Source organism: Microbispora catharanthi, from assembly GCF_006334915.2.
Taxonomy (GTDB): domain Bacteria; phylum Actinomycetota; class Actinomycetes; order Streptosporangiales; family Streptosporangiaceae; genus Microbispora; species Microbispora catharanthi.
Genome location: NZ_VDMA02000014.1, coordinates 238,730 through 265,035, shown reverse-complemented (window position 1 = coordinate 265,035; position 26,306 = coordinate 238,730). Strand labels below are relative to the sequence as shown.

Here is a 26,306-nt window from a genome sequence, read left to right as displayed (position 1 = left end):
GCTGTTCAGACGTCCAAGTCATGACAGGTCTGGTTTCGATAGCCCCCGGCTATGCGCTCTGTCCCGCACGGTTTCCAAGAGTCGAAGGTCCCGAGGGTGTGCGACGAATTTCACATCGCGTCCACACCACGGGGGCGCATCGAGCCGACTTTGGCGATAGCCCTAGGCTATTGAATGTGCAGCTCCAGCAACTGGCCTACTTCATGGCCGTGGCCGAGGCGCGGCACTTCACTCAGGCCGCGGAGCGGATGCGGGTCGCCCAGCCGTCACTGAGCAAGCAGATCAAGAGTCTCGAGACCGAGCTGGGGGCGCCCCTGTTCAGCCGGGCCCGGGGCAACGTCACGCTCACCGCGGCGGGTGAGGCGCTGCTCCCGCTCGCGCGCCGCATGCTCGCCGACGCGGAGACCGCCCGGCGCGAGGTCGCCGAGCTTGCCGGGCTGCGGCGGGGGCGGGTGCGCCTCGGCGCGACCCCCTCGCTGTGCGCCGGGCTGCTGGCCGACGCGCTGGCCCGCTTCCACCGCGACTACCCCGGCGTGGAGCTGAAGGTCGAGGAGGGCGGGTCCCGCGACCTCGTCCGCGACCTCGCCCGGGGCCAGCTCGACCTGGCGCTGATCATCCTGCCGCTGCAGAGCAGCGACCCGTCCCTGGTGACCCGGGAGATCCTGAGCGAGAACCTCGTCGTGGCTTCCGCGTCGGCCCCGGGGCGCAGGTCGTACATGCGGATCGAGGACCTGCGCGGACGGCCCATGGTCATGTTCCGCAGGGGCTACGACGTGCGCGAGGCGACGCTGGCGGCCTGCCGGCAGGCGGGGTTCGAGCCGCGCTTCGCGGTGGAGGGCGGGGAGATGGACGCGGTGCTGCGGTTCGTCGAGGCGGGGCTGGGCATCGCGGTGGTGCCCTCGATGGTGCTGGAGAACCGGCCGAGGCTGACGGGCACGCCGCTGCTGCCCGGGCTGCGCCGTACGGTCGCACTCGCCCACCGCAAGGACGTGGAGCCGACTCGGGCGGCGCAGGCCTTCCGTGGGACGCTGTTGTCGTTCCTCGGCGAGGCCGCGCGTGATGGGACCCTCCCCCAGGGAATAGAGGCGCTCGTTGACGTGTGACCCCTAACCGAGCGGTTCCCAGACGATAGGTTTGTGCAACACGATGCTGCACGACGATGATGCCGACGCTGACGAGAGGCGTTCGTGACCCCGGTCTCCCCTGATCTGCCCGATCCGCTCACCCTCCTGCTGATCGAGGACGACGCCGGTGACGCGTTTCTCGTCGAGGAGTTGCTGGCGGGCGCCGAGAGGCCACCGAAGATCACCTGGGCACGGACGCTCGCCGAGGGACGCGCGCGGCTCACCGACGACGTGCAGTGCGTGCTCGTCGACCTCTCCCTTCCCGACGCATCCGGGTTCGAGGCGCTGCAGCAGGTCCTCGCCATGGCCCCGGACACGGCGGTGCTCGTCCTGACCGGGCTGGGGGACGCCCACGTCGGCATCGAGGCGGTCGCCGCCGGAGCGCAGGACTTCCTGGTCAAGCAGGACGTCGACGCCCGGCTGCTGATCCGCGCCATCCGCTACGCCATCGAGCGCAAGCGCGCCGACCTCGCCATGCGCGAACTCCTGCAGGAACGCATCGTCAGCAAGGAGAACTCCCGGCTAGAACGCGGCCTGCTGCCCGTCCCCCTGCTCGACCCCATGCTCCTCCACCACCAGGCCCGCTACCTTCCCGGACGTACGGGCGGGCTGCTGGCCGGCGACTTCTGGGACACCGTGCAGACGCCCGACGGGGCGGTGCACGTGCTGATCGGCGACGTGTGCGGGCACGGGCCCGACGAGGCCGCCCTCGGAACGGCGCTGCGCATCGCCTGGCGCACGCTGGTGCTGGCCGGGCAGAGCGGCAACGACGTGCTGCGCACGCTCGACACGCTGCTGCGGCACGAGCGCAAGTCGCCGGAGATCTTCACCACGATGTGCACCGCGACCATCGCCCCCGACCTGACCACCGCCCGCCTGCACGTGATCGGTCACCCGCCGCCGCTGCTGTTGCGCGACGGCGTGCTCGGCGTGGTCACCGAGACGCCGTCAGGCCCGCCGCTCGGGATCTTCCCGGACATCGTGTGGACGCCCATCGACGTCACCCTGGGCGATCGGTGGTCGCTGCTGCTCTACACCGACGGGCTGATCGAGGCCACGGTCGGCGAGAACCGCGACCTGCTCGGCACCGAGGGGCTCGCGAACCTGATCCGCGCCCAGGCCGGGATCGACCTCGACCGCATCATCGCCAGTCTCGACGGCGCCATGCACGACGACGTCGCGGCCGTCCTCGTCGCCCGCGGCCATGAGAAGCAGGACGTACGGGAGAGCGGGGCGTGAGGGCGCCGGAGCCCCCAGAGGAGGCGGAGGCGCAGGCGACGGCACCGGCCCCGCTGCCTCCGCTGGCGCCGTCCGCGCGGGGCGCGCGCCTGCCGGTCAGCCGCTGGTTCGTGCTCGCCGGAACGGGCGTCCTGCTCATCTTCGTGATCGCGGTCAGCGCGATCCTGCTCGCGCTCTCCGCGACGCACGAGGCCCGGCAGACCCTCGTCGACGCGGTCGACCCCGCCGCCCTGCAGACGCTGCGCGTCGCCCGGGCGGTGCAGGCGCAGGAGGGCGCGATCCGCGGGTACGGGCTCACCGGCGAGCAGCAGTACCTCGACTCCTACCGCCAGGGGGTCGCCGAGGAGCGGTCGGCGGCCGACGAGATCGCCAGGCTCGTCCCCCAGTTGCCCCAGGGGTACGGCGTCCGCCGCCAGATCCGCGAGATCACCGACGCCACGACCGCCTGGCGGCGCGACTACGCCGAGCCCGTGGTCGCGCGGACCCTCAAGAGCGGTCCGAGCCCGCTGACCGACCTGGCCAAGAGCAACCTCCAGCGCTACTCGGCGGTCAGGAGCGCGCTCGACACGCAGCAGGCACTGCTGGGGCGGCTGCACGACGTCGCCAGAGGTCGGCTCTACTCCGGCTGGAACACCATCTATGGGGCGGTCGCGGCGCTGGTCGGCGCGATGGTGCTGGCGATCGTGTTCTGCGCGCTGATCGTGCGCCGCGCGGTCGTGGGCCCGATCGCGCGGCTGACCCGGCAGGTCCGGGCCGTGGCCGCGGGCGACTTCGACCACGAGCTCGGGGTCGAGCGGCCGGCCGAGCTGTGGGAGCTGTCGGGCCACATCGACGGCATGCGCCACCGGATCATGACCGAGTGGCAGTCGTCCGTCGAGGCCCGCCAGCAGCTCGCCGAGCAGGCCGAGGAGCTCAAGCGCTCCAACCGCGAGCTGGAGCAGTTCGCCTACGTGGCCAGCCACGACCTGCAGGAGCCGCTGCGCAAGGTGGCGAGCTTCACCCAGATGCTGGAGCAGCGCTACGCCGACCGGCTCGACGACCGCGCCCGGCAGTACATCGGCTTCGCGGTCGACGGCGCGCGCCGCATGCAGCTGCTCATCAACGACCTGCTCGACTTCTCGCGGGTGGGCCGGGTCGGCGGCGAACCGGAGGAGATGGACACGGGCGACGCGCTGGCCGGCGCCCTGCGCAACCTCGACGCCCGGCTGTCGGAGACCGGCGCGACCGTCACCCACGACGACATGCCCAAGGTCGTCGGCACCCGCACGCTGCTGACGCAGCTCTTCCAGAACCTCGTCAGCAACGCGCTCAAGTTCCGCTCCGAGGAGCCTCCCCGCGTCCACATCGGCGTACGGCGGGACGGCGACATGTGGGAGTTCAGCTGCTCGGACAACGGGATCGGCGTCGAGCCGAAGTACGCCGACCGCATCTTCCTGATCTTCCAGCGCCTGCACCCGAGGGACGTCTATCCCGGGACGGGCATCGGACTGGCCCTGTGCCGCAAAATCGTCGAATATCATGGCGGCCGGATCTGGCTCGACACGAACGAGGACGCCGGAGCCACGTTCCGCTGGACCCTGCCGGCCCTGGGAGACCCCGATGAGTGAGCGCCGATGAATGAGTACCGCCCGATCGAGGTCCTCCTGGTCGAGGACGACCCGGGCGACGTCCTGCTCTGCCAGGAGGCGTTCTCCTACAACAAGGTCGGCAACAACCTCCACGTGGTCAACGACGGCGAGCAGGCGCTGGCCTTCCTGCGCGCCGAGGGGCAGTACGACTCGGCGCCCCGGCCCGACCTGGTGCTGCTCGACCTCAACCTGCCGCGCGTGAACGGGTTCGAGGTGCTGGAGGAGGTCAAGAAGGATCCCTCGCTGCGGAGCATTCCCGTTGTGATCCTCACCACATCGGAGGCCGAGCAGGATATCCTGCGGGGATACAACCTGCACGCCAACGCGTACATCACCAAACCCGTGGATTTCGACCAGTTCACCCGGGTAGTACGGCAGATCGACGAATTCTTCGTGACCGTGGTCAAGCTGCCGGGGAAGTGACCGAGATCACAGCGGGGAGGAGTGACCCTCCTCACACTTCGTGATGTGCTCGTCGTAATGTGTGCCCCACCAATAACGCGCACGGCCTGAGCAGTACGGCGCGGTCACTCCGGCGTGCGCGGAGTCAGTGAGGGTGGAAGGTCTCCGATGACCCAGACAACGGCCGAGAGCGCGGCAAGGAAACAACGCGCACAGATCAGGGTGCGCACGCTTCGAACCGATCGATGGTGGCTGGCTCCGGCGTTCACGTTCGCCGGACTCCTGTTGTTCTTGATTTATGGATTTTGGGCGATCTTCGACAAGAGCTACTTCGTCGACCCGTACATCGCGCCCTTCTCGTCGCCGTGTCTGGCGACGTCCTGTCCCGAGGGGGCCCGGTTGTTCGGGCTCGCCCCGTTCGGCGACTGGTACACGTTGCCGCCCGGAATACTGATCCTCGGCCTGCCGGGCGGTTTCCGGCTCACCTGCTACTACTACCGCAAGGCCTACTACCGGTCGTTCTGGTTGTCGCCGCCGGCGTGCGCCGTGGCGGAGCCGCACGGGAAGTACACCGGTGAGACGCGTCTGCCGCTGATCCTGCAGAACATCCACCGTTACTTCTTCTACCTGGCCATCGTCATCGGCCTGATCCTGACGTACGACGCGGTGCTCGCACTGGTGCACAAGCCCGCCGGGCTGGGCAGCTGGATCCTGCTCGCGAACGCGGCCCTGATTCTCTGCTACACGTTCGGCTGCCACTCGTGCCGTCACATCACCGCCGGGCGCCTGAACCACTTCTCCAGGCACCCGCTGCGCTACAAGGCGTGGACCCTGGTCTCGAAGCTCAACGCCAGGCACCAGCAGTTCGCCTGGGCCTCGCTGTTCTCGGTCATGATCGCCGACCTGTACGTCCGGCTCGTCGCCAAGGGCGTCATCAACTTCCCGTTCGCTTAAGGATTTCAAGTGGAGCGTCACGAATACGACGTCGTCGTCATCGGGGCCGGTGGAGCGGGGCTCCGCGCGGCGATCGAGGCGCGGCAGCAGGGCAAGCGGACGGCGATCGTCTGCAAGTCGTTGTTCGGCAAGGCCCACACGGTCATGGCCGAGGGCGGCGCCGCCGCGGCGATGGGCAACGTCAACCCGAGCGACAACTGGATGGTGCACTTCCGCGACACCATGCGCGGAGGCAAGTTCCTCAACAACTGGCGCATGGCTGAGCTGCACGCCAAGGAGGCCCCGGACCGCGTCTGGGAGCTGGAGGCCTGGGGCGCGCTGTTCGACCGCACCAAGGACGGCAAGATCAGCCAGCGCAACTTCGGCGGCCACGAGTACCCGCGCCTCGCCCACGTCGGCGACCGCACCGGTCTGGAGCTGATCCGCACCCTCCAGCAGCGCGTCGTCGCCCTGCAGCAGGAGGACGAGAAGCTGCACGGCGACCCCGAGGCGTACATCAAGGTCTTCGCCGAGTGCACGATCACCCGGCTGCTGAAGGACGGGGACGCAATCTCCGGGGCCTTCGGCTACTGGCGTGAGACGGGTGACTTCATCGTCTTCGACGCCCCCGCCGTGGTGCTGGCCACCGGCGGCATCGGCAAGTCCTACGTCGTCACGTCGAACTCCTGGGAGTACACCGGTGACGGTCACGCGCTGGCCCTGCTCGCCGGCGCGAAGCTCATCAACATGGAGTTCATCCAGTTCCACCCGACGGGCATGGTCTGGCCCCCGTCGGTGCGCGGCATCCTGGTGACCGAGTCGGTGCGCGGCGACGGCGGCGTCCTGCGCAACTCCGAGGGCCGCCGCTTCATGTTCGACTACATCCCGGACGTGTTCAAGGACAAGTACGCCACGACCGAGGAGGAGGGGGACCGCTGGTACAACGACCAGGCCAACAACCGCCGTCCTCCGGAGCTGCTGCCGCGTGACGAGGTGGCCAGGGCGATCAACGCCGAGGTGAAGGCCGGGCGCGGGTCACCGCAGGGCGGCGTGTTCCTCGACGTGTCCACCCGCCTGCCCGCCGCAGAGATCACCAAGCGGCTGCCGTCGATGCACCACCAGTTCAAGGAGCTGGCGGACGTCGACATCACCAAGGAGCCCATGCAGGTCGGCCCGACCTGCCACTACATCATGGGCGGCGTCGAGGTGGACGCCGACACCGGTGCGGCGTCGGTCCCCGGCCTGTTCGCGGCCGGCGAGGTCTCCGGCGGCATGCACGGCTCCAACCGCCTCGGCGGCAACTCGCTGTCCGACCTGCTGGTGTTCGGCCGCCGGGCCGGCGCGGGAGCCGCGGCGTACGTGGACGGGCTGGCCAAGCGGCCCACCGTGACCGGCGTCGAGGAGGCCAAGGACGAGGCCCTGGCCCCGCTGGAGCGGAGCGGAGGGGAGAACCCGTACGAGGTCCACCACGAGCTGCAGCGCACGATGAACGACCTGGTCGGCATCATCCGCAAGTCGGAGGAGATCAGCGAGGCCCTCCAGGTCGTCGAGAAACTCAAGGAGCGGGCCAAGAACGCCGCCTCCTCGGGCAGCCGGATCTACAACCCCGGCTGGCACCTCGCGCTCGACCTGCGCAACATGCTGCTGGTCAGCGAGTGCGTGGCGAAGGCCGCGCTGCTGCGGGAGGAGAGCCGCGGCGGCCACACCCGCGACGACTTCCCCGGCATGTCGGCCGAGTGGCGGCGCAAGCTGCTGGTCTGCTCCGCGAAGCCGGACGGCACGTCCATCACGGTCGAGGAGAGGGTCCAGCCGTCCATGCGGGGCGACCTCATCGGTCTGTTCGAGCGCTCCGAGCTGGAGAAGTACCTCACCGAGGAAGAGCTGGCGGAATACGACGCCGCGGTCAAGGAGTCGTGATGGGATACAAGGCGAAGTTCCGCATCTGGCGCGGCGAGGGCGGCGAGGGCCGCCTGGAGGACTTCACCGTCGAGGTGAACGAGGGCGAGGTCGTCCTCGACGTCATCCACCGGCTCCAGGCCACGCAGGCCCCCGACCTCGCGGTTCGCTGGAACTGCAAGGCCGGCAAGTGCGGCTCGTGCTCGATGGAGATCAACGGCAAGCCCCGGCTGGGCTGCATGACCCGGATGTCCACCTTCGAGGAGAGCGAGACCATCACGGTCACGCCGCTGCGGACGTTCCCGGTCATCAAGGACCTGGTGACGGACGTGTCGTTCAACTACCAGAAGGCCCGCGAGATCCCCTCGTTCACGCCGCCCGCCGACGTGAAGCCGGGCGAGTACCGCATGCAGCAGGTCGACGTCGAGCGCTCGCAGGAGTTCCGCAAGTGCATCGAGTGCTTCATGTGCCAGAACGTCTGCCACGTGATCCGCGACCATGAGGAGAACAAGCCGAACTTCGCCGGCCCGCGCTACCTCATGCGGATCGCCGAGCTCGACATGCACCCGTACGACGTGGCGGAGCGCAAGGAGTCGGCGCAGGAGGAGCACGGCCTGGGCTACTGCAACATCACCAAGTGTTGCACCGAGGTCTGCCCGGAGCACATCAAGATCACCGACAACGCGCTGATCCCGATGAAGGAGCGCGTGGTCGATCGGAAGTACGACCCGCTGGTCTGGCTGGGCTCGAAGATTTTCAAGCGCCAGCGCTGAGCCCTATCAGAGGCGCCGATCGGTCCGTCCGATCGGCGCCTTTCTGTTCGTCAGCGCTGTGTTCGTCAGCGCTGGGTGGTCGGGTCCTCGCCCACGGGCGGCTGCGGGAGGTGGCCGGGCCGGGTGGCCTCGGTCCAGACCCCGGCCTGGGCCTCGCCGACCGCCTGGCTCCACGGATCTGCCGCGCCCTGGGGCGCCGGGGCCGGGCCCGGGTACTGCTGCGCCTGCATCTGGGCGGGGTCGGCCACCGGGTACCCGTACGGCTGGGCATAGCCGTACGGCACCGGGTAGCCGTAGGGCTGCTGCGGATAGCTCATGGTGTAGGGCTGGACGGGCACGAAGCCCATCATCGGCGCGTAGCCGGGGGTGGCCGCCGCCGGGTAGGCCGCCACCTCGGGAGCCGGCGTCCGTGCCGCGGCCGGGCCTCCTCGCCGTACCGCGGCGGCGTGCGCCATCCGGCGCAGCCGGCCTTCGAAGATCAGCCAGGCGATCAGCGCGATGCCCACGAGCACCCCGGCGGGGATGGCGAGCCGATGGGCCAGCGTCGGCTTGTCATACTCGGGAGACGCGTTGCGGATCTCGATCGGCACCGTCTCGGGATCGGGCTGCTCGAACGACACGCCCGCGCTGGGGGTCTGCTGCGCCGTGTCCGGCGTCGGGGTCGACGCGGGGGGCAGGCTCACCTGCCCGTTGTCCTCCGGGCTCGGGCTGGGATTCGGAACGGAGAGGTCGGTCGGCGTGGGGAACGTCTGCGTCGACTGCGGCGGGTTCTGCTCCGTGGTGGACGCGGGGGGAGCGGTCGTCGTCGGGACCGCCTTGGGCGTCTTGGTCTTGGTCTGCTTCGGCGTCGGCGTGATGGTGACGGTCTTGGTCACCACGGGCTCGGCCGTGGGGCTCGGATCCGCCGAGGAGGTGGCCGGCGGCGTCTGGGTGACGGTGACCGTGACCACGGCGCACTGGGGGTCCGTAGTGGGGTCGCACGGCTCCACCGGGTCGGCGTTGGCGCCGATCACCGGGCCCACGGCCACGATCGCCAGCGTGGCGATGGCCACCGACGCGACAGCCGAGGACGCGGCTCTCATGTACGCGCGTCCGATCACGGCTCGCCTCCTGTCGGCCCGGCTTCGAGGTCAAGACCGATTGTAGTTCGGTGCAAGGAGGAGCAAAGCCGGATCTTGCGAACGATTCGGCGACTATGCATCCCGGCTCGGCAGCAGCTTCTCGATCGCGGCGACGACCGGCAGATCCGCCGGAAGCCAGGGGACGTCGTACAACTCGTGCGGCTCCAGCCAGCGCAGCGCGAGGTGCTCCAGCGGGCGGGGCACGCCCGCGACGACGGTGGCGAACCACACGTGCATCCTGTAACCGTTATCCAGCGGCCAGTCCCCGCCGACACGGGGTCCGAGGACGACCTGAACCCCGAGCTCCTCGACGCACTCGCGAACCAGCGCCGCGCGCTCGTCCTCCCCCGGGTCGACCTTCCCGCCGGGAAACTCCCAGCCGCCGCGCAGCGCCGGGGGTCCGGACCGCTGGGCGGCCAGGAGGCGGCCGCCCTCGACGATCGCGGCCCCGACGACGAGCCGCGTGCCCGTCACGTCTGCGCCCGCTTCAGTTGCGCGATGACCGTCTCGTTCTCCAGCGGCCGGGTGAAGCCCACGATGTTGGGCCGGTCGCGGTACGTCGAGATTTTGATGGGCCCGCACAGCGTGCACCGCGCCTCGATCATCTTGCCGGGCGACACGACCATCCCGACATGCCCTGGACTGTCCTTGGACGTGCCGGGACCGGCGTTGAAGAAGACGAGGTCGCCGGGCTGCTCCTGACCCTCCTCGATCTTCATGCCGAAGGGCCACTGGCCGAAGGTCGTGCGGGGAATGGTCAGACCCGCGTTGCGGTAGGCCATGTAGATGATCCCCGAGCAGTCGAAGGCGTCCGGGCCTGTGCCGCCCCACCGGTACGGCTTGCCCCGCTGCGCCAGAGCGTACTCGATGATCTTGCGTACGACGTCGTCGGGGGCGCTGTCGACATAGCCGGAGTCGCAGGCCGGGTCGGCCTCGGGCGGCACGCCGATGTCCCCGGTCGCCGCGTAGCGCTTGGCGATCTCCAGCACCTGGTCGACGTACCAGGTGGCCCGGTTGTAGACGAAGATCGCCCTTCTGAGGTCGTCGGGCGCGCCGTTGCGCTTGAGCATCTTGGCCGCGCCGAGGATGGCGTCCGCCGGGTTGTAGACGTCGCCGTAGCCGTCCCCGTCGCCGTCGGAGGCGTAGCCGTTGATGCCCGGCTCGATCTTCATCTTGGCCTGGCCGCCCCAGGTGCTGACGAGGAACTGCATCGGCCCCGCGGCCCCCGCGTAGTTGGTGCCGCTGCGCACCCCCGGCAGCGTCGAGCGGCCGTGGTTCGTCTCCCGCTTTCCGATGGCGGCCAGGACGTTCCACTGCACGCCGATCTGCTTGCCGAACTTCTTGTAGAGCTCCAGATAGTCGTCCGGGATGTCCCCCTGGGCCGTCTGCGAGACGTCGGCGGCGCCCTCCCCCGTGGCCGCCTCGGCGCAGTTCTCCGCCGCGCCGCCGCCGAAGAGGATCGACGGGCTGGGGGTCATCAGGATGATCGAGCCGAACAGCGTGGCCGGGACGATCACGATGAGGGCCACGGCGATCGTCCGCCAGTCGCGCCCCGCCGACGCGAGCCTGCGTACGACGCGCGTCGAGGCGCCGGACGAAGTGATGCGCGGCGGGGCGGTCACGGCGAGCTGTCCCCGTCCTGACCGGCGTCGGCCAGTTGCAGGTCGTACACCCGCCAGTCGGTGCCCGCCTTGATCACGGTCACGGCGAACCGCTCGGGCACGTCCTTCTGGCCGTTCCTGTCCGTCACGTGACGAACCGAGTCGACGACGAACACCACCTGGTCGGCCGTCATGTCACGGATCGTCGTCACCTTCGCCGACCCCTTGGAGGTCACCTGGTCGGCCTCGTTCTGCTCCACCACCGCGGGGTCGGTGACGGTCCTGGTGAGCTGGCCGGCGAACTCGTCGGTCGCGAACCGCTTCAGCCGGTCGGCCCGCGCCGCCGGCTCCTCGCCGGGAGAGAAGGTGCCGTACGCCTCGGTGAAGCGGCGCGCCAGGTCGGCCGCCGCGCCGATCTCCTCCCTCGACAGCGGCAGGTACGCGTACACGTCGAAGGCGCCGGGAGTCGTGGCCACCGGGCTGGGCTCCCGGACCGCGGCCGTCGCCCGCGGGGTGGTCACGACGGACTGCTCCCTCGTCTGCTCGTCGCCCCCGGAGGAGGAGCTCGACGGCGGGCTCATCGTGAGGTAGGCGCCGACGGCGGCGAGCACCACGACGGCCGCCGCGAAGGCGATGCCCTTCCCCCGATCACTGTTCCGGCTTCTCATCAGTCGTCGTCGGCGGGCTTGGCCCAGAACGGGGTCGGCGCGTCGCTGTCGCGGCGCGTGCCCTCTCCTCCCCTGCTCGGCAGCCAGAGCGGGGGCGGCTCGGCCGACCGGGGACGGCTGGAGGACGAGCCGCCGGACGAACCGGAGTCACGCGGCGGGGCGGGCCGGGAACGGCCGCCGTCGCCCCGCCGGGACGATCCGCCGAACAGGCCACCGGACGAACCACCGGACGACCTGTTCGAGGACCTGCCGGAGGAGCCGCCGAACAGGCCACCCGAGCCGCCAGAGCCGCCCGACCTGCTCGACCCGCCCGACGGGCCGCGCGAACCGCCGAAGAACCCGCCCGAGCTCCCGCCGGACGGCCTGCTGGACGACGGCCGGGAGGCCCAGCCGCCGGACCTGCCGCTGAACCAGCCGCCACCCGAACCACCGCTGGAACCACCGCTTGACCCGCCACTCGATCCGCCGCTCGATCCGCCACTCGGACGGCCGCGGGACGGTGCGGGCTGTGCAGCGGCGGACGGCGCGGGCACGGCAGAGGCGCCGGTGACCCGCTGCGGTGGGGCCGCCGGGCTTGCGCCGGACGACGCCGCGGCGGACGCGGCCTGGACGGCGGAGGACGTGCCCGGGCCGGACGGCACGGCCGCCCGTACGGATCCGGCGGGCCGCACTCCCGAAAGGTTGAGCGGCGGGGCCGTGCCCGGACGTGAGGCGGTGACCCCGGCCTTGCGGCGACCGGCCCCCTGCGCGTCGGCGTCGAGCGGCGCGGGTTGCGCCCCCGCACGCGCTCCGGCCTGGGCGGGCACGTTGCCCGCGCCCTCCTCCCCGCGCACGCGGCCCTGCGCCACCCCCGCCGCGGCGGCCGCCGCCGTGCCCGCGCCGGTCGCCATCGCGGCCGCGCCGATGACCGGCTCGGCCTTGCGCAGGCCCCACCGGGCCGCCCGGGCCGCCGCGACCGGCGGCAGCGCGTTGGCCGCCCGCGAGAGTGTCGGCGCGGTGGCGGCCTCGCCGAGCATCCGGGTGGTGAGCGTGTGCCCGTCCATCGAGGCGAACAGATGCTGGAACGGCCGTCTGTAGAAGAAGACCGCGATCGTCAGCAGCGCCATGAACAGGATCTGCATGCCCCAGGGCAAGCTGGTCGAGATGATCAGCGCGTAGCCGTACACGAGGACGCCGAGCACCAGGGCCAGCACCGCCTGGCGCAGCAGGGTGCCGACCAGCATCTCGACCCAGCGCATGGCGATGATGCGGCCGGAGCCCGGATGCACGCCGATCAACAGGAAGATCGGCCCGAGCATCAGCAGCAGCAGGAAGCCGACCTTCAGGACGAGCAGCGACACCGCGACGAGGAAGATGAGCAGACCGGCGACCATCGCCGCGATGAACGCGCCGATCGCGATGCCCAGGCGGCTGGTCCAGTCCTTGCCCTGGAACAGGAAGTACGCCGGGGTGCTCTGCATCGGCTTGGCGACCTCCGCCTCGAACCGCTGCTGGTGGGAGTCGGAGGCCGGCGTCTGATCGGCGGCCTGCTCAGCGGCGTCGATGGCCTGGAGGTTGAGCAGCTTGGCGCCCAGACCCTTCACGAGACCGGAGTCGGGGTCGGCCGTGCCGAACTCGCCCATCAGCCACGGCTTGCAGACCAGGACCGACCACAGCGCGTCGGCGTTCTGCTCCACGCCGGGCGTCCCCTGGCGGCCGTAGCCGCCCGCCGTCGGAGCGCTCGGCACCTCGCCCGGCGCGGTCTCCTTCATCGGCAGGCAGGACGCGCCGCCCGCCCCCGGCAGCCCGGAGAACGCCGAGTTCACGATCTCGCCGGTCTTGTCGGTCACGGTCTTGCCGAGGCTGGTGAAGTCACCGGGGCGGCTGAAGAACCAGATGGCGACCGTGACGGCGAGAACCATCCAGATGACGCCCTCGGTGGTCGTCGTCGCACGCTTGCGGATCAGGCCGTACCACGCCAGCCAGATCGCGCCGAGGATGACGATCGGCCGCAGATATGGCCAGTACATCGCGTTGGCGAGGTTGGTGACGATCTCGTCGGCGACGTCCTTGATGGGCTGCAGCGGGCCCTCGGTGGCCGCCGCCTGGTAGGTGCTGATCGTCAGCCGGTCGACGGCCTTGGCCCACGAGAAGACCGTGTTGGCCCACGCGTTGCCGAGCACGGCCGTGACGTCGGAGCACCCGAGGTCGTAGGTGTGCCAGAACTGGCCGGCCATGCCGTACCGCTCGTAGTTGGTCGCCGGCTGCTTCGGCGCCTGGGTGGTGTTCTGCTGGGTCCCCTGGCCGGCGGCCGTCGTCTCTTCGGTCGACGGCGGCTGGACCAGCCCGTCGACGCCGCCGCCCACGATCTCGGGAGCGAGGCTGGGCGACAGGTCGCAGGGCCCGACCGCGCTCGCCGTGCCGGTGGGGAAGACCAGCGGCAGCGTCACGAACGCCGCGAACGCGACGAACAGCAGCGCCAGGCTCCGGCGAATCCTCCTGCCGCGTCTGGCACCCTCCCTGGTGCGGCCCTTCGGACCGTTCCTGCCCACGCTCACGATCGCACCTCCTGCGCGACCCCCGACCGACCGGAGCCCCCGTCAAGAAGATCATGCACGTTCTCGTTGGGTTTGTCGTGTGTCGGATTGGTGTCAAGCCAGCGCAGCAGTTCCTCCGAGATAAGGTCCACCCCGATACGGCCGGCCCGGCCGTCCAGATCCCGGAAGACGCACTCCCCGTTGCCCAGGGAGCGCAGCACCGCCTTGTGCTCCTCCGACGGGTCCACGCCGAGGAGCTCCATCACGTGCTCGACCTCCACGCGTTCCGTCGAACGGAACGCGAAGACCGACGACAGACAGTTGGTCACCTGCTCGTTGAGCAGGTCACCGGCGTTCTGCGAGACCAGGACGAGCGCCGTGTTGCGCGAGCGGCCCATCCGGGAGACCTCCGGCACGAGCTTGGCGCCCTCGGGGGTCGATGTGATCGCCCACGCCTCGTCGAGGAAGATCGCCTTCGGTGTGCGCCGGTCGAGCCCGTTCATCAGGCGGCGCGCGAACTGCGACACGAGGTAGAGCAACGCGACCGACAGCCGCTGCTCGTAGGAGTAGTCGTCCCTGGCCGTCATCACGTCGGGCAGTGTGAGGCCGCCCAGCGTGAACACGGTCGTCCAGCCCTCGGTGTCGACCTGCTCGCCGCCCGAGGCGTCGAAGCACAGCCTGGCCAGGTGCATCTCCGACATCGACCGCAGCACGGCGCCGAGGTTCTTGGACGCCGGGTCGGTGGACTGCTCCAGGTGGTCCACCACCTTGCCCAGTGAGGGATCGGGCTCGTTGGAGATCGCGGCGACCGCCTGGATCATGGCGGACTCGCGCTCCTCCGACATCCTCGGCAGCAGCAGCCGCAGGGTCTCGGTGGCCATCGTCTTCTTCGTCGCGATGTCGTCGCCGAACGAGAACGGATCGAGCAGGCCCGGCGCGGCCGACCCCAGCGGGATGACCCTGGCCTTGCGGCCCCGGTTGCGCAGCAGCCGCACGAGCGACTCGGCGTCGCCCTTGGGGTCGATGACCGCGATCGTGACGCCGCGCAGCGCCATCTGGTAGATCAGCAGCAGCGCGAGCGTGGTCTTGCCGCCGCCCGGCTCGCCGGTGATCGCGATGGCGGTGGGGCGGTTGCGCGCCGCCGCGACGAGCGGGTCGAAGTGCACGATGCTGCGCGCCCGTCCCAGCGTCTCCCCGACGTACGGCCCGATCCATCCAGCGTTCGACTCGTCCACCCGGTCGCCGAGCTCGACGGTCGCGGTGGCCATGCCGCCCGCGATCGTGCGCAGCGGCTGCCGCTGGGCGTACGCGTTGACCCGCAGTCGCTCGCCGGGAAGGGCCTCGCAGAACAGCGAGAACTGGTCGCCGGTGGAGTTGACGACGTCGATGCCGAGGTCGCGGTAGTGCTCCACGACGGCCTCGACCCGCTGGACGCACATCTCCTCGGTCGGCGCGCTGACGCTCAGCCGGTGCCAGCCGTACACGAACGGCAGCCGTTCCTTGGTGATGCCGTGCTCCAGCATGCGGGCGGCGTCGATCTGCTCGGCCAGCGCGAGCGGCGCCTCCGCGCCCGCCTCACGGATGTGGATGTCCATGTCGCGGGCGTGGGCCAGCTTGCGCGCCACGTCCTTGCTCGCCCTGACCGGGGGGATCAGCCGCATCCGGCTGGAGACCTCCACCGGGAACGGCAACTGGTCGGCGAAGTGCAGCCACGGCTCGCCGTCGGGGAACGGCATGAGATCGGGGAACCGGGCGAACGACAGGTGCGCCGTGTAGGAGTCTCCGGCCGGCTGCTCGATCCGCAGCAGCGACCTGCCGTTGTGGATCTGCCCCTCGACCAGCGCCTCGATCTCGCCCTTGCCCCACCTGCGGCGCGGCGTGGCCGAGGCCAGCGGCTCGCCGAGGCCGCCCGCCGCCGCGTGCTGGAACAGCCAGGCAATCTCTGTGGAGGTGGCGTGGCGGGCGTACAACGCGCTGGAGGCCAGGGCCCGGCCGAGCCGCTCGGCGGCCTCGGTCCACCGCGCGATCTCCTTGTCCGGCACGTGGTCGTCCTCGATGCCGAGCGCCTTCTCGCTGCGCTGGTAGAAGCCGAAGAGCTGGGCCAGCACGCCGGTGCCGAGCTGCGCGCCGCGCGGCCCGAGCCGTACGCCGAGGTAGATCTCCTTGCTCCAGAAGTCCTTGGCCCAGACGTGGCGGTACATCTCCTCCAGGTACTCCCGCCAGCCCGGGCCCTCGTCGGAGGTCGAGTTGAGCGCCATCGCCCACTCCGCCGCCGGGTAGGCCCGGTGCGCGATCCGCAGGTGCACCTCGGCGTCGGGCATCCTGATCGCGGCCAGCGCGATCGTGACGTTGGTGGCCAGCGCCTCGCGCTCCTCGGGGGTGAGGAACTCGTAACTCACCGTCGGCAGCCGGAAGTAGGCCCAGGCCGCCGAGTCGGTGAGGAGAACGCGATCGTCGAAGTAACGCACCGCGAGGCGACTGCGCGCCCTGCTCATCGACCTCTCACCAGCTTCCTCGCTCGCCCCTCATCTGGCCACCTCCTGCTTGGCCTGGACAGCCGCCAGACCGCTCACGATCACTCCCGCAAGCGCAACGTACGCCCTGCGGCCGCCCATTCGGAGGTGATTGACGTCGACCGGTCCCGGCCGCCCGGGGGCCAGCTCGTCCTCCCAGGGCACCCGGACGATCGCCCGGCAGCGGCCGCTGGCCACCGCCTCGGCCTGCTCCACGTCGGGGAGGCTGCGGCGGCTCACGCCGTTGATCACCATCACGGCGCGGCGCCGCAGGTCGGAGCAGCCGTGCCCGTCGAGCCATTCGTAGGTCATCGCCACCGCCTCGGAGGCGTCCTCGCTCGCGGGGGCGACCAGCACGAGCTGGTCGGCGTACGGCAGGAGCCGGGCCGCCAGCGCGGCCGCGGGGTCGATCACGGTAAGCCGGTAGTGCCGGTCGAGCGCGGCGAGCGTCCTGCGCCAGTCGGCCAGGAACGCGCGTTCCGCCAGGCGCTGCGTCACCCGGTCGTCGGTGTCCGCCCCGACGACCTCCAGTCCCGATTCGCAGCGCGTCGTGTACGCCCGCATGCCGAGGTAGCCGGTCACCTCTTCCGAGCCCTCGATGAGCGAGCTCAGCGTCTCGGGGGACTCGGCGGCGATCCTCGTCGTGAGCGTGTCCTCTCCGGTGTTCGCGTCGAGCGCGAGCACGCGGTCCTCGCGATAACGGGCCAGCGTGTGGCCCAGCATTAACGCCGTGGTGGTCTGCCCGGCGCCGCCCGTGCAGCCGAGCACCATGATCCGCCTGCTCGTGGTGAGCGGGATGCGGGTCCGGGCCTCGTCGGCCTCCATGCCGTCCGTACGGCTGCCGCCCACGACGACCTGCGCCAGGCGCCGCCAGCCGCCCGAGGTGTCGCGCCCGACGACGGCCTCGACGCGGCGCAACCGCGGCGGCTCCTCGTGCGACGCCCTGCCGGGGGTGGTCGTTCCCGGGGTTGGCAGCGACGGCCGGGCGGGACCGGCCGGGCCGGCCGCGCGGGGCCCCGCGGGCACGGCCCGGATCGACACCCCCGCCGGACCGGCCGGAGGCGGCGTCACTTCCCCCTTGCCCGTGGCGCTCTCGTACGGCCTGGACCCCGGCGCATGCGTCCTCTCCCGCGCAGGGTACGAGGCGGGGTGCGCGCCGAGACCGGCGTCGTCCGGAACCTCCTGCGGCGCGTGGGACGGCCTGATCCAGGTGGGCGTGTCCTGCCTGGAACCGTCGGAGGCGTCGGAGGCGTCGGAGGCGTCGGCCGCCGGTGCGTGCTCGGTCGTGGCGTCCGCCGGAGGAGCCGCCGCGGCCGCGACCTCCATCACGGCCCGCCCGGCCGGCACGTCCTCGTCCGTCTCCGTACCCGCCGGCACGCGGGGGCGCACGAGCCTCGGCGGACGGCCCTTGCGGTGCTGCTCAAGGGCCTCGGCGTCCCGCTGTGCCGTGTTCTCCGGGTCCGCGTCGTCGGCGGTCTCTGCGCTCTCTGCGGTGTCGCTGGTGTTGATGGTGTCGATGGTGTCGGCGTCGTGCGTACGCGCGTCGCCGGGACGCTCCTCCTGCGCCGGCTCCACCGTGGCCGACTCGGTGAAGGAGGCCGCACCGGGCGGCCGTACGGCGCGGGGTTCGGCCGAAGCGGCGAGCCGGCGCAGGCGGCGCAGCGTCTCGGTGCCGATGGGCGGGACGGCGGGCGCCTCCGAAGCCTCGGCGGGAGCGGCAGGGAGCGCCTGCTGCACAGAGCCCTGCACAGAGCCCTGCTCATGGCTCTCATGGCTCTGATGGCTCTCGTGGGCGTCACGTCCCCCGCCGTGCCCCTCGTGCGGCTCGTGGTCGCGATCCGGGCCGGTGACGTGCCCGATCTGCGGCTCCGCAGGGTGCGCGGGCGGTGCGGACGGTTCCGTGAGGTAGAAGACGCGGTCACCGGTGGCGCCGGCCCGGGCGGCGGCACCGCCGCGGGAGGGGGTGGCGGGGGGTGTGTCGGTGACCGGCGCGGCGGCTGCCGCCGCGGCCGCCACGGCCGGGCGGACGACACGCGAGGGGTCCACCTGGTGCGCGCCCACCCGCGCGGCGGCGCCCGAAGCCGCCCGTGCGCCGGTCCTGGAGACCTTCGGGACGGGCACCTTGACCGAGACCGGGCGGCGCGCCTTACGGGCCGCCCTGGCGTGCGCCGCCGCGGCCGGCGGCGTGGTCCGCCAGACGCGCGCCGTGAGGGCGATCTCGTCCGGCTCGTCGAACGGGGCCATGCGGCACCAGGTCCGGGGCTCGCTCATGTAGCGGAGCTGCGACTGGAGCAGCTCGGTGAGGCGCTTGCTCTCGATGACGGGACGGGTGGACAGCCAGGTGAGCACGCCCGGAGGAACGAGGTAGATGACGTGCCAGGGGGCCGCGAACGGCAGTCCGATCAGGTAGAGGAAGACCCACCACGGCACGGAGACACCCACGAACACACCGATCCAGACGACCGGAAGCGGCATTGGCAGCCGTAGGTCGTACAGCTTGTACAGCCGCTTCTCAATGCGCCAGATATTGGTATATGTGGGCAGATCCACCCCGAACCTCCTCTCCGCCCGATCACTTGATGCCAAGTGCGCCCGCGATCGCCTTCGCCGTCACCTCGATGATGTTGGGAACGTAGAAGATCACACCAATCGCGATCGCCAGGATGATGAACTGGACGAACCTGGTGATCTCGCGGGTGAAGAGGAAGAAGATCGCCACGACGGAGACGACCGCGAGGAAGAGCGGAGCGAAGAACTTCCGGAGGAAGTCGGCGAGACCTTCGGTGTTGATGCCCGTCGTCGGCGCCGGTGACGGCGCGGCAAGATCAAGGACGTGGTCCGCGATGGTCTTCAGTATCAACTCTCGCCCTCCCGGGGGTATGGATCAGCGATGTCTTTGCCGGGCATGCGCTACCCCACGGACCGGTTCGCACCCTGGATGTCCCTGACGAACCACTTGCCGCCCTGCTTTTCGATCGTCAACTGATAGGCCTGCTCGAGACCGGCCGGCTGCGCCGCCGGATCCTGCGACGGGCTCGCCACCGCCGTCGACTGTCCGGACGCCACCGCCCACACGACCACCGCCGTGACCTTCCTGCTGTCGGCACCGCCCGGCGGCACCACGACGTCCTTGAGCTCGGCGAGGGTGAACTCTCCGTTGAACCCGTTGACGGTCACCCCGCTCGCGACGTAACGCTGGAGGTCGACCTGGTTGCCCGCGGCGTACGCCTTGAAGAAGCCTTCGAGCTGGGGACGCAGTTCGGCCTCGGTGGCGGAGTCGCGGTCGGGGTCCGGGAGCTGCGGCAGGCCCGCCGGCCCCGGCGCGGGCAGCAGAGCCGGCTGGGCCGAGACCACGAACCTGCCGTTGTCGTAGTAGACCGGCACGGACAGCAGACCACGGCTGCCCCCCGACTGGTACGTCACGGTCACCCGGGCGTTGTGGTCGTCGATCACGTCGATCCCGGCGAACTGGAAGGCTCCCGCCGACATGCGTCCGTACCCGTTCCAGCCGAACTGCTCGTCGGCGCCTTCCGGCAGGAACGACTTCAGCCGTTCCGCGCGCTGCTGGGGGCTGGCCGCGTCGTAGTTGAGGTAGACCGCCGCGAACTGGTTGGCGAAGGCCGCCGCCTGTGTCGCCGGGAACCCGGACGTGACCGTGCCGGTCGGCGTCGTGGTGGGCTGATCGTCCCCCGCGAGCCGTTCCAACGGGGCGCGTATGCCGTTGACCAGGATGACGACGATCAGTGCCCAGAGGATGACCCGCCCGGTCCAGACGAGCCAGCGGCCTCCACCGCCGCTCCAGCCTCTGCGGCGGGGGGCCGTGCCGTGCGCGGCGCTCGCCGCCTCGAAGCCTTCCAGTGGGTACGGGTCAGGGTCGCCAGCGATCCGAGGATCCTGCTGGACGTCTGACCTGCGAGCCATCACGCCTCCGCTCGCGCCGATCCCTCCGGCTGGCGCGGTTTCCTCTTGCTCTCGATCCGGTTAACCGCATTGAAGTATTCACCCTAGCGGTCTCGCCAATTCTTCCAGGTAAGCCACGCCCATGGTGCAAGCATCGCCGCGACCGAGCAAACCAGGTCTACATCCCGTAGAGGCGCCCCACACCTATCCACTCCGCGGAAAAGCACGTTACGCCTGGCCAGCGGGGGCATCGATTACCTAACCGCCACCTATTGCTGTCTTCGCAGCTCGCAGGCATAACGAAACCGACCGTACGCACCACGACGGCCCCGCACGGAGCGGGGCCGTCGTGTCGCGAACTACGCCTGCGCCCTCACTGGCACGCCCCAGAGGAGGACGACTCGCCCGACTTCGGCAGGATGCCCGTCGGCGGTGCGCTCTCCGGACCCGAGATCGCCGGCGGGACGTTCTCCGGAGCACTGCCCAGAGCGCTACCCGGAGCGCTCTCCGGCAGCGAGGAGCTCTGCGACTGGCCGGCCGACGACTGCGACTGTGACTGCTCCTGCTCCGACACCCGCTGCTGCGCGCGCTGGGACATCTGCTCGATGCGCTGCTGCGCGCTCGCCGCCTCCTGCATGATCTGCTGTGTGGCGCTGCTCGCCTCGTCCCTGATGCTCTGCCGGGCCTCCTCCGCCATCTGCTCCATCGGTGCGCCCATGCCCGGGAACGCCTCGCTTCGCAGGCTCGAACCGGTGTACCGCCCGGCGGACCACTGCGCCGGGAACTCCGCGATCGTGATGCTCGGCACGCCGATCGGCACCGTCCCAGCCATGGGCACGGCCTCGGTCGCCAGCAACGGCTCGCTGATGGTGGTGGTGTACGACGTCGCCCGCACCGAGCCGCCGGGCTCGCTCGTGGCCGCGGAGGCGGTGCCGCCGAGCAGCGCGATTCCGCCGGCCGTGAGCGTCGAGGCGAAAATCGCCGCGAGAGCCAGCTGTCCGGATTTCCGATGCATGGTTCCCCCCTTGGGCCCGATCGGGCCTCGCCAGGTCAGGCCACCTGGGCTTTTCCCGGTGCCCGAATTCGGCCGCCTCCCCTTCCGCCATGCCGGATTACGGCACCGATGAGATTTGTCGCGAAAAGGGATTCAAACGGCGACTACGCGCCAAACGGCCTCATATCGATGCTTCAACGAGCCTCACGAATGCGTCTAGGGCAGTTGGCCCAAGCGTTTCCGCCGGTCGTGGAGGATCTGACCGGAGGGAGAGGTGTGGCGGGTGATGCCGCTCACGCCATGACCGCCGCTTTGCACGACCCGGGCGTCTCAGGGCCGTTCGAGATCGTAGGTGACGTCCGCCACGCGAACCGTCCGGACCAGCGGATCCTCAATGATCTTCGCCAGTTCCCGATCGTCGCAAGCGCCGGAGCCCGCCGTCGCCGCCAGGACGAGGACGAGCAGTGCCTGCGGTGCTCCTCAGGCAGCCGATCCAGGAGGTCGCGCACGGCCAGCGACTCCGCCCTCTTCCGCGGATGCTCGAAAATATCTTGCGGTCCGCCGGGCCGGGCAGGAAGGTTGCGGAGGTGGCCACACCTCGGCAAGAGCACCTGGTACGGCGGGCGACGGCGGCCGACTCCGCTGTCGTCGCCGAGTTGCTGGACGCCTTCAACCGTGAGTTCGACACGCCGTCACCGGGAACGGAGGTGCTCACGGCGCGCCTCCGCCGAATGATCGCCGGGGACCACCTTGTCGCCCTTCTCACCGGCGAACCTGCCGTCGGCGTCGCGGTGTTGTCCTTCCGGCCCAACGTCTGGCAGGAGGGTCCGGCCGCGCTCCTGGACGAGCTGTACGTGCGGCCCGGCACGCGCGGACAGCGGTTCGGGCACGCCCTGCTGGAAGAGGCGTGCCGCGTCGCGCGGGAACGCGGCGCGGAGACGCTCGAGATCAACGTCGACGGTGAGGACACCGACACCCGCCGCTTCTACGAGGCGCACGGCTTCGCCAACAGCGAGCCCGGGGCGACCGAGCCGATGTTCTACTACTACCGCGACCTCGTCTGAGAAGGGTCAGACGTTGAAGCGGAACCCTGATCGCCATCCTGGCGACGTGGACCGGTCCGGCCCGCGCTGGAGACCGAGGTCATACCGCTGGATCGCAGGCATCACCTGACGCCGCGCCGCAGAAACCTCGCTGGCTCGCGTTCCAACAATCTCTGCCATAACCGAGCGCAACCGAACGTACGCGTACGCCTGAAACATTCATAGCAGGCGACGTTCGACACGCACGTTTCCGCTGCACGCCAGTTCAACCACGTTCACACGCCATCTTTCCATCCTGACAATGTCTTGACACGTCCCAACCGCTCTGACATTTTCAAACGGCTTCCAACAGAAAGCGTGACCGACGGTATCGAGCCGAGCGTGCTGGGGCCAACCGCTCTGAATCCAGCAGGGCCGGCGAACCGCCCGTCACTCATCCCCCACACGGACAGCCCCGGAGGTCCGGCATGCGCAAACGTCGACTAGTCGGCGACAGGAAATGGGTCCGCATCATGATGGCGACGGTCGCGGCGGCCGTGACCGGCGCCGGCGCCGTGGTGATGACCGCGCCGGCGGCCCAGGCGGCCACGACGACCATCACGGTGAACGGCGGCTCGACGGGACGCACGTTCGACGGGGTGGGGGCGATCAGCGGCGGCGGCGGCAACTCCCGGCTGCTCATCGACTACCCGGAGACGCAGCGCTCACAGATCCTGGACTACCTGTTCAAGCCCGGGTACGGCGCGGCGGTGCAGTTGCTGAAACTGGAGATCGGCGGTGACGCCAACTCCACCGACGGCTCCGAGCCCAGCATCGAGCACACCCGCGGTGACATCAACTGCAACGTCGGCTACGAGTTCTGGCTGGGCGAGCAGGCGGTGGCGCGCAACCCGAACATCAAGCTGATCGCGCTGCCGTGGACCGCGCCGGGCTGGATCGGCGGCGGGAACTTCTGGTCCCAGGACATGATCGACTACGACATCTCCTGGCTCAACTGCGCCAAGCAGCACGGCCTGACGATCAACTACATCGGCGGATGGAACGAGCGCGGGCACAACAAGACCTGGTACGAGAACCTCCGGTCGGCCCTAAACTCCAACGGCTACGGCAACGTGCAGATCGTCAGCGACGACAGCTTCGGCCTGTCCACCGCGGACGACATGCAGAGCGACCCCGCGTTCAAGGCCGCGGTCGGCGTGGTCGGGTCGCACTACCTGTGCGGCTACCTGGGCGACGCCACCTCGTGTCCGTCCAGCGCGAACGCCGTGGCCACCGGCAAGCCGATCTGGAACAGCGAGTTCGGATCGCAGGACTACATCAGCGGCTCGGCCCCCTACATCCGCAGCATCACCCGCGGATACCTCGACGGCCAGATGACGGGCTTCGTCAACTGGCCGCTGGTGGCCGCGCTCTACCCGAACCTGCCCTTCAACACCACCGCCCTGGCGGTCGCCAACTCACCGTGGTCGGGCTCCTATCAGCTGGGCCGCAGCCTGTGGGCGAACGCCCAGGTCGCCCAGTTCACCCAGCCGGGCTGGCGCTTCCTCACCGGCTCCGCGAGCGGATACCTCGGCGGGAACCGGAGCAACGGCAGCTACATCTCCCTGAAGTCCACGAACAACACCGACTACTCGACCATCTACGAGACCACCACGTCGACGACCACGCAGACCGTGAACGTCAGCGTGACAGGTGGGCTGAGCACCGGGACCGTGCACGTGTGGTCTACCAACCTCGGCTCGAACAACCCCGCCGACTGGTTCGTCAGGCAGCCGGACATCACCCCCAGCAACGGCTCCTACTCACTCACCATGCAGCCGAACCGGATCTACTCGGTGACCACGACCACCGGCCAGGGCAAGGGCACGGAGGCCGGCCCGGCGAGCGCGCCGCTGGCTCTGCCGTACTCCGACGACTTCGACGCCTACGCCTCCCGCACCGAGGCCAAGTACTTCTCCGACATGCAGGGATCCTTCGAGGTCCGGCCCTGCGCCGCCGGCCGCGCCGGTCAGTGCCTGCAGCAGGTGACCCCCCAGCGTCCGATCGAATGGCAGGACGACAGCGACGCCTTCGGCCTGGTCGGCGACCCGTCCTGGAGCAACTACAAGGTCAGCGTGGACGTCGACTTCCAGCAGGCCGGCACCATCACGCTGCTCGGGCGGGCGAACACGCAGCAGCGCCCGCAGAGCCACCAGGCGGCCTACCAGTTGCGGCTGAACAGCTCCGGAGCCTGGTCCATCGCCAAGAGCACCACGTCCGGCACGGTGAGCACCCTAACCTCGGGCTCCCGAGGCTCGCTCGGGACCAACACCTGGCACACGGTAACGCTCAGCTTCTCGGGCAACCAGATCAGCGCCACCCTCGACGGCGCCGCGCTCGGCTCGGTGACGGACGGCTCCTACTACACCGGACAGGTCGGGCTCGGAGTGGTCGGATACCAGACCGACATGTTCGACAACCTCTCCGTCACCGCGACCAGCGGCGGAAACGGCGACAGCAGCGTCGGCCCCATCAGGGGCCAGGCCTCCGGCCGCTGCGTCGACGTCCCCAACTCGTCCCAGACCAACGGCACCCAGGTCGCGCTCTGGGACTGCAACAGCGGCGCCAACCAGACCTGGACCCTCACGCCGTCCAAGCAGCTGATGGTCTACGGCACCAAGTGCCTGGACGCCTACGGACAGGGCACGGCGGACGGGACCCGGGTCGACATCTACGACTGCAACGGCGGCGCCAACCAGCAGTGGACGCTCAACTCCGACGGCACGATCGTCGGGGTCGGCTCGAACAAGTGCCTGGACGCCTACGGCGCCGGCACCGCCAACGGCACGCAGCTGGTGATCTGGACGTGCAACGGCGGCGCGAACCAGAAGTGGTCGCGCAGCTGAACCGGCGGTGACACCGGTCGGCCGTGTCCGCGCCGCAACCCGCGGCGCGGACCCGGCCGGCCGCCTGAGCGGTCTCGCGCCGGGTCAGACGTTGAAGCGGAACTCTGACCGTCGCTCAGGTGATCTGCGTGCGGAGCTCTCCGTGCTGGTCGCGCGGTCTTCTGGTCTCACGTCGGTGGTCGTTCGTTGCCGACGTTTCACGGTGTCTTGCGCCCCGTACGTGCCCCCAGCGGCCAGCGTTCCTCTGATCATGCTGCGTCCTGGACCCTGCGGGGCAAGGTGGCTCGACGGGGTCAGTTGCGCTGCTCGATCTCACTGCGCAGCTTTACGAATTCGGCCGCAGCCTGATCACCAGACTTGAGGTAAATCAAGATCATCCCCATGGTGTCACTGTCGGCCCAGGTGCAGACGCCACTCGGAAAGCCGGCGACACTAGCGTCGCCACATTTAGCGACGCCACCGAGCGGACCCGGCTCGACTGGCTTCACGTTGGTGACCTTCAGCCCGTCGGCCACGATGGCGATGAGCTGTCTGGCTTTCGCGTCCTGGGCGGTGATGTGAGCTGACAGGCCGACGATCATGACCAGGCTTGTCGGGTCGCCATAGTAGGCAGTGAATACGCCAGTCGCTTCCGGTATCCCCTTCTTCACATCGGCAGCCGTCTGGTCGGCGAGCGCCCGAAAATCGGTGTCCACGAACTTGGGCCGACCGTTGAGTGTCTTCGGTTCGACGACGTGCGTCTGCACACTGCGCTGGATGTGGTCCTTGAAGACAGCAGCGCTACCGACGGCAATGGCCAGCCCGGCAAGAACGATGAGGATGATCCTGCTGACGTCGCGCCTTGTTGGTGGAGACGTCGAAGGCCTGGGGTAGGCGGGGTCGGGCGGTTGGCCGCTGTCCTGGTATTCGGGCTGGCCGTCTGACTCCGCGTATGGCGGGCGAGATTGGCTGTCTATGTCCGGGTATCCCCGCGAGTCGTATGGGGGCTGAGACACGGGTTCTCCACAAGTTAGCCCAGGATTGGGGCGCGGTGATCTTACCTTCGATCGACATGTCACGCCTCGATGGCT

Annotated in this window: 20 protein-coding genes; 9 read left to right on the top strand and 11 right to left on the bottom strand. The window is 69.9% G+C overall.

Going from position 1 to position 26,306, the window contains the following annotated elements; translation table 11 throughout:
• The first annotated feature begins 176 nt into the window (after window positions 1-176).
• The 7 genes from FH610_RS25800 (at window position 177) to FH610_RS25770 (ending at window position 7,995) form a co-directional block, all read left to right on the top strand.
• A complete protein-coding gene (locus tag FH610_RS25800; protein ID WP_139577396.1) occupies window positions 177-1,103 on the top strand; it encodes a LysR family transcriptional regulator in 927 nt (308 codons plus the stop codon).
• A gap of 84 nt (window positions 1,104-1,187) precedes the next feature.
• The gene (locus FH610_RS25795) at window positions 1,188-2,363 is read left to right on the top strand and encodes a PP2C family protein-serine/threonine phosphatase (RefSeq protein WP_139577395.1); all 1,176 of its coding nucleotides are present in this window, start codon (window positions 1,188-1,190) and stop codon (window positions 2,361-2,363) included.
• Window positions 2,360-3,970, top strand: a complete 1,611-nt coding sequence (locus tag FH610_RS25790) for a sensor histidine kinase (RefSeq protein WP_139577394.1) — start codon at window positions 2,360-2,362, stop codon at window positions 3,968-3,970. The genes FH610_RS25795 and FH610_RS25790 overlap by 4 nt, the downstream gene beginning before the upstream one ends.
• Before the next feature lie 6 nt (window positions 3,971-3,976).
• On the top strand, window positions 3,977-4,414 hold the full coding sequence (locus FH610_RS25785) for a response regulator (protein WP_139577393.1): 438 nt from the start codon (window positions 3,977-3,979) through the stop codon (window positions 4,412-4,414).
• Between the two features lie 147 nt (window positions 4,415-4,561).
• Window positions 4,562-5,347: a hypothetical protein gene (locus FH610_RS25780; RefSeq protein ID WP_139577392.1), complete on the top strand. Its 786-nt coding sequence runs from the start codon at window positions 4,562-4,564 to the stop codon at window positions 5,345-5,347.
• 9 nt (window positions 5,348-5,356) lie between these two features.
• Window positions 5,357-7,243: a fumarate reductase/succinate dehydrogenase flavoprotein subunit gene (locus tag FH610_RS25775; RefSeq protein ID WP_139577391.1), complete on the top strand. Its 1,887-nt coding sequence runs from the start codon at window positions 5,357-5,359 to the stop codon at window positions 7,241-7,243.
• Complete coding sequence (locus FH610_RS25770; RefSeq protein ID WP_139577390.1) at window positions 7,243-7,995, top strand: succinate dehydrogenase/fumarate reductase iron-sulfur subunit; 753 nt, start codon at window positions 7,243-7,245, stop codon at window positions 7,993-7,995. The genes FH610_RS25775 and FH610_RS25770 overlap by 1 nt, the downstream gene beginning before the upstream one ends.
• Window positions 7,996-8,060: 65 nt before the next feature.
• Here FH610_RS25770 and FH610_RS25765 read toward each other — a convergent pair whose 3' ends face one another.
• The 10 genes from FH610_RS25765 to FH610_RS25720 form a co-directional block, all read right to left on the bottom strand.
• Window positions 8,061-9,095: a hypothetical protein gene (locus FH610_RS25765; RefSeq protein ID WP_139577389.1), complete on the bottom strand. Its 1,035-nt coding sequence runs from the start codon at window positions 9,093-9,095 to the stop codon at window positions 8,061-8,063.
• A gap of 93 nt (window positions 9,096-9,188) precedes the next feature.
• Complete coding sequence (locus tag FH610_RS25760) at window positions 9,189-9,590, bottom strand: (deoxy)nucleoside triphosphate pyrophosphohydrolase (RefSeq protein WP_139577388.1); 402 nt, start codon at window positions 9,588-9,590, stop codon at window positions 9,189-9,191.
• The gene (locus FH610_RS25755; RefSeq protein WP_240809190.1) at window positions 9,587-10,738 is read right to left on the bottom strand and encodes a C40 family peptidase; all 1,152 of its coding nucleotides are present in this window, start codon (window positions 10,736-10,738) and stop codon (window positions 9,587-9,589) included. The genes FH610_RS25760 and FH610_RS25755 overlap by 4 nt, the downstream gene beginning before the upstream one ends.
• Window positions 10,735-11,385, bottom strand: coding sequence for a hypothetical protein (locus FH610_RS25750; protein WP_139577387.1), 651 nt, complete (start codon window positions 11,383-11,385; stop codon window positions 10,735-10,737). The genes FH610_RS25755 and FH610_RS25750 overlap by 4 nt, the downstream gene beginning before the upstream one ends.
• Window positions 11,385-13,922 (bottom strand): type IV secretion system protein, encoded by a 2,538-nt coding sequence (locus tag FH610_RS25745; protein ID WP_240809189.1) that lies wholly within the window; start codon window positions 13,920-13,922, stop codon window positions 11,385-11,387. Before FH610_RS25745 ends, FH610_RS25750 begins: the two co-directional genes overlap by 1 nt.
• The gene (locus tag FH610_RS25740) at window positions 13,919-16,396 is read right to left on the bottom strand and encodes an ATP-binding protein (RefSeq protein WP_139577386.1); all 2,478 of its coding nucleotides are present in this window, start codon (window positions 16,394-16,396) and stop codon (window positions 13,919-13,921) included. The genes FH610_RS25745 and FH610_RS25740 overlap by 4 nt, the downstream gene beginning before the upstream one ends.
• 30 nt (window positions 16,397-16,426) lie before the next feature.
• Window positions 16,427-18,964: a TcpE family conjugal transfer membrane protein gene (locus FH610_RS25735; RefSeq protein WP_161628078.1), complete on the bottom strand. Its 2,538-nt coding sequence runs from the start codon at window positions 18,962-18,964 to the stop codon at window positions 16,427-16,429.
• A 22-nt stretch (window positions 18,965-18,986) separates the two neighbouring features.
• Window positions 18,987-19,274: a hypothetical protein gene (locus tag FH610_RS25730; RefSeq protein ID WP_139577384.1), complete on the bottom strand. Its 288-nt coding sequence runs from the start codon at window positions 19,272-19,274 to the stop codon at window positions 18,987-18,989.
• 50 nt (window positions 19,275-19,324) lie between these two features.
• Window positions 19,325-20,335, bottom strand: coding sequence for a conjugal transfer protein (locus FH610_RS25725; protein ID WP_139577383.1), 1,011 nt, complete (start codon window positions 20,333-20,335; stop codon window positions 19,325-19,327).
• A gap of 352 nt (window positions 20,336-20,687) precedes the next feature.
• The gene (locus FH610_RS25720; protein WP_139577382.1) at window positions 20,688-21,329 is read right to left on the bottom strand and encodes a hypothetical protein; all 642 of its coding nucleotides are present in this window, start codon (window positions 21,327-21,329) and stop codon (window positions 20,688-20,690) included.
• 566 nt (window positions 21,330-21,895) lie between these two features.
• On the opposite strand from FH610_RS25720, the gene FH610_RS25715 reads away from it, so the two are divergent.
• Both FH610_RS25715 and FH610_RS25710 read left to right on the top strand, forming a co-directional pair.
• A complete protein-coding gene (locus tag FH610_RS25715; RefSeq protein WP_205826052.1) occupies window positions 21,896-22,372 on the top strand; it encodes a GNAT family N-acetyltransferase in 477 nt (158 codons plus the stop codon).
• Window positions 22,373-22,818: 446 nt separating this feature from the next.
• On the top strand, window positions 22,819-25,236 hold the full coding sequence (locus tag FH610_RS25710) for an RICIN domain-containing protein (protein ID WP_205826051.1): 2,418 nt from the start codon (window positions 22,819-22,821) through the stop codon (window positions 25,234-25,236).
• Between the two features lie 293 nt (window positions 25,237-25,529).
• Here FH610_RS25710 and FH610_RS25705 read toward each other — a convergent pair whose 3' ends face one another.
• Entirely contained in the window at window positions 25,530-26,231 is a 702-nt protein-coding gene (locus tag FH610_RS25705) for a hypothetical protein (RefSeq protein ID WP_139577381.1), read from the bottom strand.
• Window positions 26,232-26,306 lie beyond the last annotated feature (75 nt).

Bases quoted from the DNA above. Each gene is read 5' to 3' on its own strand.
- FH610_RS25750 (WP_139577387.1), bottom strand. From the start codon at position 11,385: ATGAGAAGCCGGAACAGTGATCGGGGGAAGGGCATCGCCTTCGCGGCG.
- FH610_RS25725 (WP_139577383.1), bottom strand. From the start codon at position 20,335: ATGGCTCGCAGGTCAGACGTCCAGCAGGATCCTCGGATCGCTGGCGAC.
- FH610_RS25780 (WP_139577392.1), top strand. From the start codon at position 4,562: ATGACCCAGACAACGGCCGAGAGCGCGGCAAGGAAACAACGCGCACAG.
- FH610_RS25770 (WP_139577390.1), top strand. From the start codon at position 7,243: ATGGGATACAAGGCGAAGTTCCGCATCTGGCGCGGCGAGGGCGGCGAG.
- FH610_RS25720 (WP_139577382.1), bottom strand. From the start codon at position 21,329: ATGCATCGGAAATCCGGACAGCTGGCTCTCGCGGCGATTTTCGCCTCG.
- FH610_RS25710 (WP_205826051.1), top strand. From the start codon at position 22,819: ATGCGCAAACGTCGACTAGTCGGCGACAGGAAATGGGTCCGCATCATG.
- FH610_RS25785 (WP_139577393.1), top strand. From the start codon at position 3,977: ATGAATGAGTACCGCCCGATCGAGGTCCTCCTGGTCGAGGACGACCCG.
- FH610_RS25740 (WP_139577386.1), bottom strand. From the start codon at position 16,396: ATGAGCAGGGCGCGCAGTCGCCTCGCGGTGCGTTACTTCGACGATCGC.